We start from the raw sequence: 13,965 nt of genomic DNA on the forward strand, positions 1-13,965 counted from the left end.
GAGCGCGCGGACCGCGGGGGCGCGCCGGCTCCACCGGTCCGGCGGGCGGGCCACCAGGGCCGGGACCGGACGGCGGACGTTCCAGCTCATCACGTGGATGTCCGGTTCGGTCACCGGTCCGATGAGGTACGAGGGCTCGGGCCGCGCGGCCGGGGCGACGCCGGGGTCGTGCGGTGCCATCGTGCGGTCCTCGAATCCGGGGCGGGTGGTGGATCCCCAGTGTATTGGGGAGGATGGCGGTCGTGCCGATGCCCTCGCCCCTGCCCGTGAGGGACGGGGTCGGCCCGACGCGGCTCCGCGTGCCGACGGCCGGGCCGTGGGCGACGATCGCCGAGTACGTGGTCGAGAGGTTCGATCACCTCGACGCTGCCGACCTGCTCCGCCGCTTCGCCGACGGCGATGTCGTGGGCGCCGACGCCCGCCCGGTCGGCCCCGCGACGGCCCTCGGTTCACACGAGTTCATCTGGTATCACCGCGAGGTGCCGGCGGAGGACCCGCTCCCCGTCCACGAGGAGATCGTCCACGTCAGCGACGATCTGGTCGTGATCGACAAGCCCCACTTCCTCCCCACCACCCCGACGGGCAGGTTCCTGCGCGAGTCCGCGCTCGTCCGTCTCCGCGTCCGGCTCGACAATCCCGACCTCACCCCGGTCCACCGCCTGGACCGCGCCACCGCCGGGCTGGTGATGTTCTCGGCACGCCCGTCCACTCGGGGCGCCTACCAGACACTGTTCGAACGACGAGAGGTCGCCAAGGTCTACGAGGCGGTCTCGGCGCGGCCGTCGGGCTGGGATCCGAGCACGCCGGAGATCTCCGGACGCCCGGTCCCCCTCGTCCACCGCGATCACCTCGAGAGACTGCGCGGCCACCGACGGGTCGCCGTCCGCCCCGACCTCCCGCCCAACACCGAGACCCTCGTCGACGTTCTCGGTGCCGGCAGGAGCGCTGCCGGGCGCCCGGTGCTGCACACGATCCTGCGCCCCCGGACCGGCCGGTTGCACCAGCTGCGGGTGCACCTGGCGGCACTGGGGATCGCGATCCTGGGTGATCGCCGGTACCCCGACCTGCTACCGGAGATCCCGGATGATCACTCCCTGCCTCTCCAGCTGCTCGCGAGGGAGCTGGCGTTCACCGACCCGCTCTCGGGTGAGCCCCGGCGATTCGTCACACGCCTGAGGTTGTCCGAGGCCCCGGTGTACGGCGACGCCAGAAGCTCAGGTGGATGACCCCACTGGGCGAGGTGGTGGACTCGATGTGGAATCGCTCCTCGAGCCCCTCCACCCCGTCCCACAGCCGTTCCCCCCGGCCCAGGATGACGGGCACCACGACGATGTGCATGTGGTCGATCAGGTCCGCCCGGAGGAACTGGCGGATCGTGCTCGCTCCCCCGCCGATGCGGACGTCCAGGCCACCTGCCAGCTCGCGCGCGGCGTCGAGCGCCGCGGCGGGGTCGGCGTCCATGAAGTGGAACGTGGTGCCCCCGTCCAGCTCCAGCGTCGGCCTGGGGTGATGGGTCAGGACGATCACCGGGGTGTGGAAGGGCGGGGTGTCCCCCCACCAGCCACGCCACGTCTCGTCCGCCCAGGGGCCCCGGGTGGGGGAGAACTTGTTGCGGCCCATGATCTCCGCGCCGATACCCGTGTTCCACCGGCTCGCGAACGCCTCGTCGACCCCCACCGAGGCCTCGCGGTCCCCGTGGAATCCCATGTCCTGGAAGGTCCGTGTCGGTAGCGCCCACTCCAACAACCGGTGCCCGGCGTGACCGAAGGGCGCCTCGAGGCACTGCCCCTCCCCCGTACCGAACCCGTCCAGCGAGACGGAGAAGTTGTGGACCCGGACCAGTTGCCTCCGCACTCCCGCTTCCCCTTGCGCGTCGGCGAGCTCGGCGACATGGGCCGCCAGGTTGGCCAGGGTCTGCTCGCCACCCTCGACGGCGTGGTACTCCTGCGCCGCGCGATCGCGGAGCTCCCTCGTCGGGAACACCGTGCGGAACTCGACACGGGTCCCCCCGCCGTCGATTCGGAAGTCCAGGACGGACTCGAACGCCTCCGGATCCTCCGCGGACTCGCCGTGCAGTAGCGCGATCCGCTCCGGGGGGACGATCTCGCGCCAGGTGATCCACTCCTGGTAGTCGGTTCCGTCCGGGCCGTGCATGACGAAGTCCCACACGCCGCCCTCGCGGAACTCGAAGGACCGGGTGGTGGTGGTGAACCCCTCCGGTCCCCACCACCGCGCCAGGTGCTTCACCTCGGTGAACGCGCGGAACACCAGCTCTCGCGGCGCGTCGATGTACCTGGTGATGGCGATCTCGCGGTCCGCGGTCTCCGGCCCTGTCGGGTCACCCCGCCTGCTGTCCCCCATGGTCTACTCCTCCTCCTCGGCCCGCGCCATCTCGCGGACGTAGTCGTCCAACCTGTCGAAGCTCTCGTTCCAGAACCGCTCGAACCCGCCGACCCACTCGTGGACGGACCGGAGCCCGCCGGGGTCGAGGTGGTAGATGCGCTGCTTGCCCTCACGTCGGTCGCGCACCAGGCCGACCTCGCGGAGCACCCGCAGGTGCTTGGAGGCACCGGGCTGGGTGATCCCCAGTTCGAGCGCGACCTCGGTCGCCGGCCGCTCGCCCTCTCGCAGCAGGACCAGGATCTCCCTGCGCTGGGGTTCGGCGATCGCGTTGAACACGTCCGAGGTCGTCGCTGCCCGTGCCATGGGCGCAAACATATTCCTATATAGGAAACTGTCAATGGGGAGCCTGTTCCCCCGCCTGCGCCCGCTCAGCAGGTGGGTGTGGGCGCCGCCCGGTTCCAGCGATCGAGGGTCCAGCTCACGAGTTGCGGGGTCAGCGGGGAGTCCGCGGCGACCAGCCCGTTGTGATCGCGGCCGGGGTAGGTCCGGTAGTCGAGCGGCTCGCCGTCCGCGCACCGGTCGTCCACCCAGTCCTGCTGCATCGCCGGCTTGACCAACGGGTCGGCCAGCCCCTGGGCGATCAGCACCGGCGCGGGCCACGGCCCGGTCGGCGAGTTCTCCTTCAACGTCGCCCCCAGGTCGCCGTCGAGGACCGCGTCGGGGAACACCTGCTCAGGGATCTGGGTGCCCCGCACGAGGGCGGCGATCGCGTCCTTCTCGTTGAAGCACAGGTCGCCGATCCTCTCCACGCCGTGCGCGGTGCCCGGGTTGAGGTGCCCGGCCAGATCCAGCTCCGGGTAGACCTCGTTCCACGACTGCGCGATGTAGGCGGAGACCGTCTTGCCCCCCACCTCGTCCTTGCTCAGCTCGGCGAGCGTGTAGAGGTCCGTGGCGGGAGCCATCCCGGCGATGCCCAGCAGGGTCAGCTCGGGAGCGTAGTCCTCGGCGATCTGACCGGTCCACAGCGCACCGTGCCCGCCCTGCGAGTGCCCCCAGACAACGGTGTCGCTGCTCAGGGTCACCCCGTCGAGTTGCTGTGCCGCACGGGAGGCGTCGAGGACGTTGCGCGCCTCCACCTGTCCCACCAGGTACGGGTGCATCCCCGGGGTTCCCAGACCCACGTAGTCCGAGATCACCCCCGCCCACCCGTGCTCGGTCACCATCTCCGTGAGCGCGGCGCCCGCACCGTCGGAGAACGGGGTGGGGCTGAGGGACGGCGCGCAGCGCGGGACGATCCCGGTGGTCCCGTGCGCCACACTGAGCAGCGGGAGCGCATCCGTGCCCCGGTCGGCCGGCGCGATGACCGTGCCGCTGACGGCCACCACGGTGTCGTCCGGCGCTGTGCTGGTGTAGAGGATGCGCCAGGCGTCGGCTCCGGCGGGGACCCCGACGCCGAGCGTCTCGGCCCGCAGCAGCACACCGGGCTCGGCGGGCAGCGGTTCGGTGGAGGTGTAGAAGTCATCGGGCGCCGGGCGGTCGTCACCGCGCAGCAGCAGGGCGCTGCCGACGGCGAGCGCGGCCACCAGCAGGAACACCGTCACCGCGAGGATGGTCCGCCCCCACCTGCGGAGACGGCCCGATCCGGCCCGCGCGGCGGCGCGTTCCCGGCGGCGGTGGAGCAACGGGTCCAGGAGGCCGCGGAGCCCCACGAACACCAACCACGCACCCACGCCGAACGCGATCAGCTCGATGGCCAGCACCGGCCAGACCAGGCAGAGCACACCCAACAGCCCCGCGGCGGCGCCACTGAACACCCCCGCCACCCGGCGGTCGGTCTCGCTGCGGATCGCCGCGACGACCGTGTGGACACCGTGCACGATCAGCGCGGTGACCATGACCCACAGCAGGCTGCGGATACTCGCCGACTGCCAGACGAGCACCACGATCCCGGCCGCAGCCGTGGCGACTCCGGTGAGGATCCGCGCCCACCACCGCGAGTGTCCGGCGCCGTCGACGCCGAGCACCGTCGCCAGTCCGACGACGACGAGGCCGGCACCCGCCAGCCTGACGATCTCCGGGAGGGCGAGGTGGGCGAGGATCAACACCGAACCCGCGGCGATCGACACCATCGCCAGGACGATCCCGACGACCCGCCTGGTCCGACCGGACCGATCGTCACCCATCTCGCTCATCGTCATCCCCTCGCGGTGGGCTCAGGTCGTCGCACCGACGGCGCGGACCGCCCCCGAGTGAAGATATCCGTTATCCCGGCCCGTCCTGCCGGAACCGGCTGACACTCCTCGGACGACCCCACCCGTGCGGTGGAGCGGACCGGCGTGGGGCCGCGGGGGCAGACTGGGCGCCATGGACGACCTGAGAGTGGCGCCCGGCCCGGGCATCCCCGACGGCCTCCGCGTGCCCGCGGGAGAACTCCTCGAGCAGTTCTCGCGCTCCTCGGGGCCTGGCGGGCAGGGCGTCAACACCGCGGACTCCCGCGTGCAGTTGAGCCTGGACCTGGCCAGCACCACGGCGCTGAGCGACGTCCAACGCACCCGTGCGCTCGGCCGACTCGCCCCGTCACTCGCCGGCACCGTCCTCACCATCGCGGCGTCGGAGCACCGGTCCCAACGGCAGAACCGTCGGGCCGCCCGGGACCGGCTCGCGACCCTGCTCCGTGACGCACTGGCGCCGGAGGCCGTCCGGCGGCCGACACGGCCCACCTACGGATCGAGGCTGCGGCGCCTCGACGCCAAAAGCCGGCGCTCGCAGGCCAAGGACGGCCGCAGGCGCCCGAGCGCCTCGGACTGAACTCTCGACGCACCGCCTGCCGGGGCGGTCGCTCCGCTGCGACCTACTGGTCGGAGGTCATCCAGTGGGACAGCTGCTCGGTGGACACCTTGGTGAGCCACATCTGCCACAGCGGTCCGAAGGACACCCGCCGCACCCCCAGGTTCCTGAGGACGGCCAGGTCCCCTGCGCCGTGGCCCTTCACGGGATGAGCGGTCACGTTGACCGGGATCGAGACCGCCCCGACGAGTCTGGTCACCTGGTCGGCGGACGTCAGCCCCACCGGGTAGACCGAGCGCGCGCCGGCCTGCTCCATCAGCACGATCCGCTCGGCCGCCTCGGCGAGCGGATCGGAGAAGACCTCTCCGCCCAGCTTGACCGCGTCGGTGCGGCCGTTGATCACGAACGGCACACCGGCGTCGTCCGCCGCGCGGCGGGCGCCGGCGATGTAGTCGGCGTGCTCGTGCTTGTCCCGGACCCGGTCGCCCTCGCCGTGGACCACATCCTCGATGTTGGCCCCCACCGCCCCTGCCTCGAGCAACCGCGAGATCAACTCGTCCGGACCGAGCCCGTACCCGGACTCCACGTCCGCGCTCACGGGGATGTCGACCGACTCGGCGATCCTGCGCACCACCCCGAGGTACTCGCCGAAGTCCATCCGCTCACCGTCGGCGCTCCCGATGGCGTCGGCGACCGGGTGACTTCCCACGGTGAGTCCGTGGAACCCCACGTCCGCGGCGGTCCGGGCACTCCAGGTGTCCCAGACGGTCGGGAGGACCACCAGGTCGCCCGAGTCGTGTAGAGCGGCCAGTTCCTGTGCCCGTGCACCCACATCGGTCATCGTCGACGCCTCCTCGGCAGTAGCGGTCGTCCCTCGACACTAGGCCTGATGGGACGGACGCGACACCGCCGGAACGCGCCCGCCCCGCGGGGACGGCCCGGCCCGGGACGCCCCGGTCGGGGTCCCCGCCGCCGGAAAACGCCGCGGACGCGTGCGTCGTGGGCCACAGTGCAGGGTGACGCCGAGACGATCACACAACCGCGCACGTGCACCGATCGACCACACCGGGGGGTTCTGGCCACGCCGGCCCGACTCGGGTGATGATGGTGCAGGCGTGCTGATGCCGTTCCACAAGAACACGATCAGCCTGAAAAGAAAAGAGCCGACATGACCCCAGGCAGAACGACGATCATCTACACCCTCACCGATGAGGCCCCACGACTGGCGACGGAGGCGTTCCTCCCGGTCGTCCGCACCTTTACCGACGCCGCCGACATCGATGTCACGACGAGCGACATCTCGGTGGCCGCCCGCATCCTGGCCGCCTTCCCGGATCGGTTGACCGACGAACAGAAGGTTCCCGACAACCTGGCCGAACTGGGACAGATGACCCAGGAACCGGGCACCAACATCATCAAGCTTCCCAACATCAGCGCCTCGGTCCCCCAGCTGAACACCGCCATCGCGGAACTCCAGGCCAAGGGCTACGACATCCCCAAGTACCCGTACGACCCGCAGACCCCCGAGGAGATCGAGGTCGCCGAGCGACTCTCCGCGTGTCTGGGCAGCGCCGTGAACCCGGTGCTCCGCCAGGGCAACTCGGACCGCCGCGCCCCGAAGGCGGTCAAGGAGTACGCCCGGGCCAACCCGCATTCGATGGGCAAGTGGTCGATGGCGTCGCAGACCCACGTCGCACACATGACGCACGGCGACTTCTACGCCGGCGAGAAGTCGATCATCCTCGACCGCGCCTGCGATGCGCGCATGGAGGTGGTGACGCCGGACGGCGAGACCCACGTCCTCAAGACGGTGCCCCTCGAGGCCGGCGAGGTCGTCGACTCCATGTTCATGAGCAAGAAGGCGCTCCTGGAGTTCTACGAGGAGCAGCTGAACGACGCCAAGGAGACCGGCGTCATGTTCTCGCTCCACGTCAAGGCGACCATGATGAAGGTCAGCCACCCCATCGTGTTCGGCCACGCGGTGAGGGTCTTCTACAAGGAGGCCTTCGACAAGCACCACGACCTGTTCGACGAGCTCGGGATCAACGTCAACAACGGCATGGTCGACCTGTACGACAAGATCGAGACGCTCCCGTCCTCCAAGAAGGAGGAGATCATCGAGGATCTGCACCGCTGCCACGAGCACCGGCCGGAACTGGCGATGGTCGACTCCGCCCGCGGCATCACCAACTTCCACTCGCCCTCGGACATCATCGTCGACGCGTCGATGCCCGCGATGATCCGCATCGGCGGGAAGATGTACGGCGCCGACGGCCGCAAGAAGGACACCAAGGCGGTCATCCCGGAGTCCACGTTCGCGCGGATCTACCAGGAGATCATCAACTTCTGCAAGACCAACGGGGCGTTCGACCCCACCACGATGGGCACCGTGCCGAACGTCGGACTCATGGCACAGAAGGCCGAGGAGTACGGCAGCCACGACAAGACCTTCGAGGTCCAGTACGACGGCGTCGCCAACATCGTCGACTCCGCCACCGGCGAGGTCCTGCTCTCCCAGGACGTCGAAGCCGGCGACATCTGGCGCATGTGCACCGTCAAGGATGCGCCGATCCGCGACTGGGTCAAGCTCGCCGTGGACCGTGCCCGTGCCTCGGAGATGCCGGCCGTCTTCTGGCTCGACCCGTACCGCCCGCACGAGAACAACCTCATCACCCTGGTCAAGAAGTACCTCGCCGACCACGACACCGAGGGCCTCGACATCCAGATCATGTCGCAGGTGCGTGCCATGCGGTACACCCTCGAGCGCGCGTGGCGGGGCCTGGACACCATCTCCGTGACCGGCAACATCCTGCGCGACTACCTCACCGACCTGTTCCCGATCCTCGAGCTCGGGACCAGCGCCAAGATGCTGTCGATCGTGCCGCTCATGGCGGGCGGCGGGCTCTACGAGACGGGCGCGGGTGGATCGGCGCCGAAGCACGTCCAGCAACTGGTGGAGGAGAACCACCTGCGCTGGGACTCACTCGGCGAGTTCCTCGCGCTCGGGGCCAGCCTGGACGACCTGGGGCGCAAGGATGGCAACCCCAAGGCCACGATCCTGGCCAAGACGCTCGACACCGCGACCGGCAAGCTGCTGGAGAACCGGAAGGGGCCGTCCCGCGTCACCGGTGAACTCGACAACCGGGGCAGCCAGTTCTGGCTCGCGCTGTACTGGTCTCAGGAGCTGGCCGCGCAGACCGAGGACCGGGACCTGGCGGCGCACTTCGCTCCGCTGGCGGAGAAGCTGACCGCGGACAAGGACACCATCCTCGAGGAGCTGCTGTCGGTCCAGGGCTCCAAGGTCGAGCTGGGAGGCTACTTCCAGCCCTCCGTCGACAAGCTGCGGGAGGCCATGCGCCCGAGCGAGACGTTCAACTCCGCGCTCGCGAGACTCGGCAACTGATCCGACCCGCCCGCCTCACCGCACCCATCGGCCGCGCGCCGGTGGGTGCGGTGTCATTCGGCCCGGTGTCGTCGGGTCCGGTGTCATTCGGCCCGGTGAGGGCACGCGCCGCGATAGAGTGAGCCAGGTCACACAACCTGGAGGGCACCATGAACCACGTCTACAGCGTCACCGAGATCGTCGGCTCCTCCCCCGACGGAACTGATGCCGCGATCGCCAACGCGGTCGCCGAGGCCTCCAAGACTCTCCGCAACCTCGAGTGGTTCGAGGTGCAGTCCGTCCGCGGGAAGCTGGACGGCGACCGGGTGGCCCACTGGCAGGTGACCATCAAGGTCGGGTTCCGGCACGAGTCCTGAGCGTCATCGGACCTATCCCGCGGGCCGCTCCCGCTCGGCGCCGGGCCGCTCCCCGGTCCGGCCGCATATAGTCGGACCAGGAGCTGGATTCGGTTCCCTGATGATGGGAGTCCGGATGACCGGAACCGCTCACCCGCCCGCCACCACCTCCGCCGCCACTGGCGATGGTGTCTCCCCGGGAGGCGAACTCCTCAGCCTCGGTCTGCTCGCGAGCTCCACCATGGAGAACGAGCGTCGACTCCCGATACATCCCCGGCACCTGGACCGGATCGAGCCGGACCTCCGCGCACGCATGATCGTCGAACGCGGCTACGCCGCCGACTTCCAACTCGATCCCGGCTATCTCGAGTCGCGCGTGGGGAGGGTGGCGGAGCGCGCCGAGGTGATCGACTCCGCTGACGTGCTGCTGCTCCCGAAACCCCAGCTGGGAGAGATGGCCGAGATCCCGGAGGGTCGCGTCCTGTGGGGCTGGCCGCACTGTGTGCAGGACACCGGGTTGACGCAGACCGCGATCGACCGCCGGCTCACCCTCATCGCCTTCGAGTCGATGAACCACTGGACCCGGCAGGGCGACTTCAGTCTGCACGTGCTCCACAAGAACAACGAGCTCGCCGGGTACTGCTCGGTCCTTCACGCCCTGAGCCTCACGGGGTCCACCGGCAACTACGGGCCCCGGCTGAGCGCGGTGGTGATCGGGTTCGGCGCCACAGCGCGCGGGGCCGTCACCGCCCTGAACGCCCACGGGATCCACGACATCCAGGTCCTCACCCAGCGGGGGGCCACGGCGGTGGGCTCGCCGATCCACAGCGCCCACATCACCCAGCTCAACACCGACGAGGGCGCGACCCACCTCAGCACGGTTCCCACCGAGGACGGCGACGTCCTGCTCCCCACGTTCCTCGCCTCGCACGACATCGTGGTGAACTGCACTCTCCAGGACGTCACGGCCCCGTTGACCTACCTGCGGACCGTGGATCTCGAGGAGTTCGCTGCCGGCAGCCTCATCATCGACGTCTCGTGCGACGCCGGCATGGGCTTCGAGTGGGCCGTGCCCACGGGGTTCGAGGACCCGATGTTCACCGTCGGGCAGGGTGTGCACTACTACGCCGTCGACCACAGTCCGTCCTACCTGTGGAACTCGGCCACGTGGGAGATCAGCGAGGCGCTCCTGCCCTTCCTGCGGACGGTCATGGAGGGGCCGGCCGCATGGGATGAGGACCTCACCATCTCCCGCGCCATCGAGATCCGCGAGGGAGTCATCGAGAACCCCCATATCCTGGCGTTCCAGGGGCGTGCCGCCGACTTCCCGCACGCGCGCGTCGGCGGCAGCTCGTAACCCCGCGGGGAGCAGACCTTTCCAGGAGGCACCGTGACCACCACGTCCGACCCCCGCCCCGTCGGGGCCGACGACCTCGTCCATCTCCGCACCTGTGTGGACCTCGCGGGGCAGGCGCTGGCGGCGGGGGACAAACCGTTCGCCTCTGTGCTGGTGGACGAGGCCGGCGAGGTGCGGTTCGCGGACCGTAACCGCGAATCGAGTGGGGACGCCACCAGACATCCGGAGTTCGCGATCGCCCGCTGGGCGGCGGAGAACATGCAGCCCGAGGAGCGGGCGTCCAGTGTCGTGTACACCTCGGGCGAGCACTGCGCGATGTGCAGCGCCGCCCACGCGTTCGTGGGCCTCGGGCGCATCGTCTTCGCCTCCAGCGGGGCCCAGTACGCGGGCTGGAAAGCCGATCTCGGCGTGGCACCCGGGCCGCTCGCCCCGCTCGGGATCACCGACGTGGTCCCGGGACTCCCCGTCTCCGGTCCGGTCCCCGCGCTGGCGGAGGAGATCAGAGTGCTGGTCGAGAAGTCCTTCCGGGCCGATCGACGGAGTAACGACGGCTCACGTCGCCGGAAGTCGGGTGACGACGGGCCGGTTCAGCGTGCACCGGGGTCCCCGGTCCTCTCCACCGCACCCCAGACCTCCCGCCAGTGCGCGGCCAGGGAGTCGAGGGTCTCGTGCGCGTTCAACCCGCTGGGTTGCGGCAGCACCCACAGCACCACGCCGCTGGGCCACCCCGGTACCTCCGAGGTGTCCTGCTCCCCGTAGCCGGCCTTCGGTCGCGCGAAAGCAGTCCGGAAGGCGGTGATCCCCGCGACGGCGACGACCGCCGGGCGCAGCTCCCCGGCGAGCGTGGCCACGCGCACCGCACCCGCACGCAGCTCCTCACGGGTGAGCTCGTCGGCTCGGGCGGTCGCGCGGCCGACGAGGTTCGTCATCCCGATGCCCCGCGAGAGCAATTGCTGTTCGTCCGCGGCCGAGAACCCGGTGGCGGCATCGATGACGTGGTCGGTCAACCCCGCCCGGTGCAGTGACGGCCAGAACCGGTTCCCGGGTCTCGCGAACGGCGCGTTGACGGCCGCCGTCCACAAGCCCGGGTTCACCCCGACGATGAGCAACCGCAGGCTCTCGGCGTCAGTGGGCAGGACATCGTCGACCCCGTGCGGATCCTTGGTGGCGAACCGGGCGAGCTCGTCGCGCTTCGGGCGGCGCCCGCCCGACGGAGAGGGACGCCGCGGGATGCCGGTCACGACGATCTCAGCCATGGTGCGAGGCTAGCGCGGCACCCGACCGGGCGGGCGCGACGCATAGAGGACACCGCCGGGCCTCTTCACCTGACAGGCTCAAACCATGAGCGCGACGGACAGGCCTGACGCACCACTGATCGTGGCGAACATCGACCGGTGGCGCGAGTGGCTGATCACGAACGACGAGAGCTGCGACGGGACCTGGCTGATGCTCGCCAAGAAGGGGGTCACCTCCCCCACCTCGCTCTCCTATCAGGAGGCGCTCGAGGAGGCGCTGTGCAGCGGGTGGATCGACGGGCAGCGCAGGTCGCACGACGAGAAGACGTTCGTGCAACGGTTCACCCCCCGCCGCGCGCGTTCCATCTGGTCACTGCGGAACGTCGAGATCGTCGCCCGCCTCGCCGAGGACCGGAGGCTGCGCCCGCGGGGCGTCGCCGAGATCGAGCGGGCGAGGTCCGACGGCCGCTGGGACCGCGCCTACGCCGGCTCCGCGACAGCACAGCTCCCCGAGGTCCTCGTGACCGCGCTCGAGGCGACGCCGGCCGCCGGGGCCGCCTTCGCCCGACTCACCCGCGCCGAGCGCTACAGCGCGATCCACCCACTCCTGATCGCCCGGGACGACGCCACTCTCGAGCGACAGGTCGGACGGCTGATCTCGCGGCTCACGTCACCGTGATCAGGTCCCCCACGCGACATGATGTGACGACGACGAGGGCGGCAGTCGCCACGGCGAGACGCCCCGCGCACGGGATGCGATCCCTCTCCGCAGGGATCTGGGAGGATCTCCACTCCCAGTGTTCGGGGCCGGCCGACGGTTGCAGCCGATGACGCTCGAGCTCTCGCTAGCCGATCATGTAGGCGAAACCCCGGCCCGATTTCTCTAGTGCGCGGAGGAAACGTCTCGCCCGGCCCAGGTGGAACTTCACGTACTGCGCTTCCGATTCCACTTCTTCGACCGAGTCACTGTTGTGGCGGGTGAACCAGGGGACAAAGTCCGCGCGGGTGATCGCGTCCAGATGGTCGGCTATCCGGGCGACGTCTCCGGGCGGGATCGCTCTCACCCACGGCAGCCACGCCTCCCAGCCGTCTAGAGGTGTCACCTCGCCTTCGAACATCCGGTATGCCGGCCTGGGCTCTCCGGCTGGGTCGGACGGCTCCGACATCCTCTGGAGATTTCTCCACGCCTTGTCGAGGTAGAGCATGTCTTCCTCCGCAGGCCCCTGCTGAAAGTCGGTCGTACCCATGGTGAAGCCGTGGGGCAGACCGACGGCGTCCGCGAACGGGTCCGGACTGATGTGAGCCCGTGGGTCGGAGAGCACCGCCTGCGTGATCTCGGCGTCGAAGGCGTATGCGTAATAGCGGATTCCCATGTGTCCAGCATCCAACCGCCACCAGGGATCCGGTAAGCCCTCCACATCGATCTGTGGACAACAATCGCGGATGATCTTCGCCTGTGGGAAACCTCCGAAGTATCTCGGCGACGGTGTAGAGGCATAGCGTCAGCCCGATTCACGGGGAGTCGAGCAGCTCGATCCCGTAGTCGGCGACAACGGCCCGCACCTCGGCGAGGTAGCGCTGCGCCTGCGCAGTGAGGGGGATCCCGGAATGGCTGATCCAGCCGATCTCGATGCTCTCGTCCACGTCGAGCGGGATGGCGACGATCTCCGGATCGAGGTCGTCGCTGATGATTCCGGTGGAGATCGTGTACCCGTCGAGACCGATCATGAGGTTGAAGATGGTCGCGCGGTCGGAGACCCTGATCTCTCTCTTACTCGACCGGGTGGAGAGGATCTCCTCGGCGAAGTAGAACGAATTGTTCGCGCCCTGGTCAAAAGTGAGCCTGGGCAGGTCCGCGAGATCGTCGAGGGTGACGCGTTCCCGGGATGCCAACGGGTTCTGCCTGGAGATGAAGATGTGCGGCACCGCTGCGAAGAGTGGGTGGAAGGCCAGGCCGGAATCGCGGAGGAGCTTGTCGATGACCTTCCGGTTGAAGTCGTTCCGGTAGAGCACACCCACCTCGCTGCGGAGGGTCCGGACATCCTCGATGATGTCCCAGGTTCGCGTCTCACGAAGCGAGAACTCGTACTGTTCCGCCTCGCCTGATCGCACCATCCGGATGAACGCCTCGACCACGAACGAGTAGTGCTGCGCCGACACCCCGAGCAGTCGGCGGGACGGCGGCTGACCGAGGTAGCGCTGCTCCAGTAGGGACATCTGCTCGACCACCTGCCTGGCGTAGCCGAGGAACTCCGCTCCCTCGTCGGTCAGCGTCACTCCTCGGGCGGATCGGACGAGGAGGGTGCGCCCCACTCTGTTCTCCAGGTCCTTCATGGAGGCGGACATGGTCGGCTGGGCGACATAGAGCAGCTCCGCAGCGCCGGTGATCGAGCCTTCCGCCGCGACCTCGATGAAGTAGTGCAGCTGCTGGAGGGTGATTCCCCTGGATTCTCGACGCATAGCTCAAGGCTATACAACTCCATACCAAATGGTAGTTACCCGATA

Annotated in this window: 13 protein-coding genes and 2 pseudogenes; 7 read left to right on the plus strand and 8 right to left on the minus strand. The window is 69.4% G+C overall.

Annotated features, from left to right (window positions below; genetic code table 11):
- Nucleotides 1-180 (minus strand): annotated as a pseudogene (locus tag G6031_RS02265) (hydrolase); the annotation flags it as partial.
- Nucleotides 181-233: 53 nt separating this feature from the next.
- Here G6031_RS02265 and G6031_RS02270 point away from each other — a divergent pair.
- Nucleotides 234-1,226 carry a pseudouridine synthase gene (locus tag G6031_RS02270; RefSeq protein ID WP_182652311.1) on the plus strand — a complete coding sequence of 331 codons (993 nt, stop codon included), beginning with the start codon at nucleotides 234-236 and terminating at the stop codon, nucleotides 1,224-1,226.
- Here the strand turns inward: G6031_RS02270 and G6031_RS19150 are convergent.
- The 3 genes from G6031_RS19150 to G6031_RS02290 form a co-directional block, all read right to left on the minus strand.
- The gene (locus G6031_RS19150) at nucleotides 1,165-2,361 is read right to left on the minus strand and encodes an SRPBCC domain-containing protein (protein ID WP_347238430.1); all 1,197 of its coding nucleotides are present in this window, start codon (nucleotides 2,359-2,361) and stop codon (nucleotides 1,165-1,167) included. The two genes, G6031_RS02270 and G6031_RS19150, sit on opposite strands and share 62 nt — an antisense overlap.
- 3 nt (nucleotides 2,362-2,364) lie before the next feature.
- Complete coding sequence (locus G6031_RS02285; RefSeq protein ID WP_182652312.1) at nucleotides 2,365-2,706, minus strand: metalloregulator ArsR/SmtB family transcription factor; 342 nt, start codon at nucleotides 2,704-2,706, stop codon at nucleotides 2,365-2,367.
- A 65-nt stretch (nucleotides 2,707-2,771) separates the two neighbouring features.
- Nucleotides 2,772-4,535 carry a lipase family protein gene (locus G6031_RS02290; protein ID WP_241737149.1) on the minus strand — a complete coding sequence of 588 codons (1,764 nt, stop codon included), beginning with the start codon at nucleotides 4,533-4,535 and terminating at the stop codon, nucleotides 2,772-2,774.
- 172 nt (nucleotides 4,536-4,707) lie between these two features.
- On the opposite strand from G6031_RS02290, the gene arfB reads away from it, so the two are divergent.
- Nucleotides 4,708-5,151, plus strand: a complete 444-nt coding sequence (gene arfB, locus G6031_RS02295; RefSeq protein WP_182652314.1) for an alternative ribosome rescue aminoacyl-tRNA hydrolase ArfB — start codon at nucleotides 4,708-4,710, stop codon at nucleotides 5,149-5,151.
- 43 nt (nucleotides 5,152-5,194) lie between these two features.
- Here the strand turns inward: arfB and G6031_RS02300 are convergent, their stop codons facing one another.
- Nucleotides 5,195-5,971 carry an isocitrate lyase/phosphoenolpyruvate mutase family protein gene (locus tag G6031_RS02300; RefSeq protein ID WP_182652315.1) on the minus strand — a complete coding sequence of 259 codons (777 nt, stop codon included), beginning with the start codon at nucleotides 5,969-5,971 and terminating at the stop codon, nucleotides 5,195-5,197.
- A 327-nt stretch (nucleotides 5,972-6,298) separates the two neighbouring features.
- Between G6031_RS02300 and G6031_RS02305 the strand changes: the two genes are divergently transcribed.
- The 4 genes and pseudogenes from G6031_RS02305 to G6031_RS02320 form a co-directional block, all read left to right on the plus strand.
- Complete coding sequence (locus G6031_RS02305) at nucleotides 6,299-8,533, plus strand: NADP-dependent isocitrate dehydrogenase (protein WP_182652316.1); 2,235 nt, start codon at nucleotides 6,299-6,301, stop codon at nucleotides 8,531-8,533.
- Nucleotides 8,534-8,682: 149 nt separating this feature from the next.
- Entirely contained in the window at nucleotides 8,683-8,889 is a 207-nt protein-coding gene (locus G6031_RS02310; RefSeq protein WP_182652317.1) for a dodecin, read from the plus strand.
- 220 nt (nucleotides 8,890-9,109) lie between these two features.
- Nucleotides 9,110-10,225 (plus strand): N(5)-(carboxyethyl)ornithine synthase, encoded by a 1,116-nt coding sequence (locus G6031_RS02315; protein ID WP_241737151.1) that lies wholly within the window; start codon nucleotides 9,110-9,112, stop codon nucleotides 10,223-10,225.
- Nucleotides 10,226-10,258: 33 nt separating this feature from the next.
- Nucleotides 10,259-10,753 (plus strand): annotated as a pseudogene (locus tag G6031_RS02320) (nucleoside deaminase); the annotation flags it as partial.
- Between the two features lie 59 nt (nucleotides 10,754-10,812).
- Here G6031_RS02320 and G6031_RS02325 read toward each other — a convergent pair.
- Nucleotides 10,813-11,481 carry a mismatch-specific DNA-glycosylase gene (locus G6031_RS02325; protein ID WP_182652319.1) on the minus strand — a complete coding sequence of 223 codons (669 nt, stop codon included), beginning with the start codon at nucleotides 11,479-11,481 and terminating at the stop codon, nucleotides 10,813-10,815.
- Between the two features lie 85 nt (nucleotides 11,482-11,566).
- Here G6031_RS02325 and G6031_RS02330 point away from each other — a divergent pair, with 85 nt between their 5' ends.
- Nucleotides 11,567-12,139, plus strand: coding sequence for a YdeI/OmpD-associated family protein (locus tag G6031_RS02330; RefSeq protein ID WP_182652320.1), 573 nt, complete (start codon nucleotides 11,567-11,569; stop codon nucleotides 12,137-12,139).
- Nucleotides 12,140-12,305: 166 nt separating this feature from the next.
- Here the strand turns inward: G6031_RS02330 and G6031_RS02335 are convergent, their stop codons facing one another.
- Nucleotides 12,306-12,833, minus strand: a complete 528-nt coding sequence (locus G6031_RS02335; RefSeq protein WP_182652321.1) for a DUF1877 family protein — start codon at nucleotides 12,831-12,833, stop codon at nucleotides 12,306-12,308.
- 139 nt (nucleotides 12,834-12,972) lie between these two features.
- On the minus strand, nucleotides 12,973-13,920 hold the full coding sequence (locus tag G6031_RS02340; RefSeq protein WP_182652322.1) for a LysR family transcriptional regulator: 948 nt from the start codon (nucleotides 13,918-13,920) through the stop codon (nucleotides 12,973-12,975).
- Nucleotides 13,921-13,965 lie beyond the last annotated feature (45 nt).

It is taken from the genome of Dietzia sp. CQ4 (genome assembly GCF_014145125.1).
Classification (GTDB): Bacteria; Actinomycetota; Actinomycetes; order Mycobacteriales; family Mycobacteriaceae; genus Dietzia; species Dietzia natronolimnaea.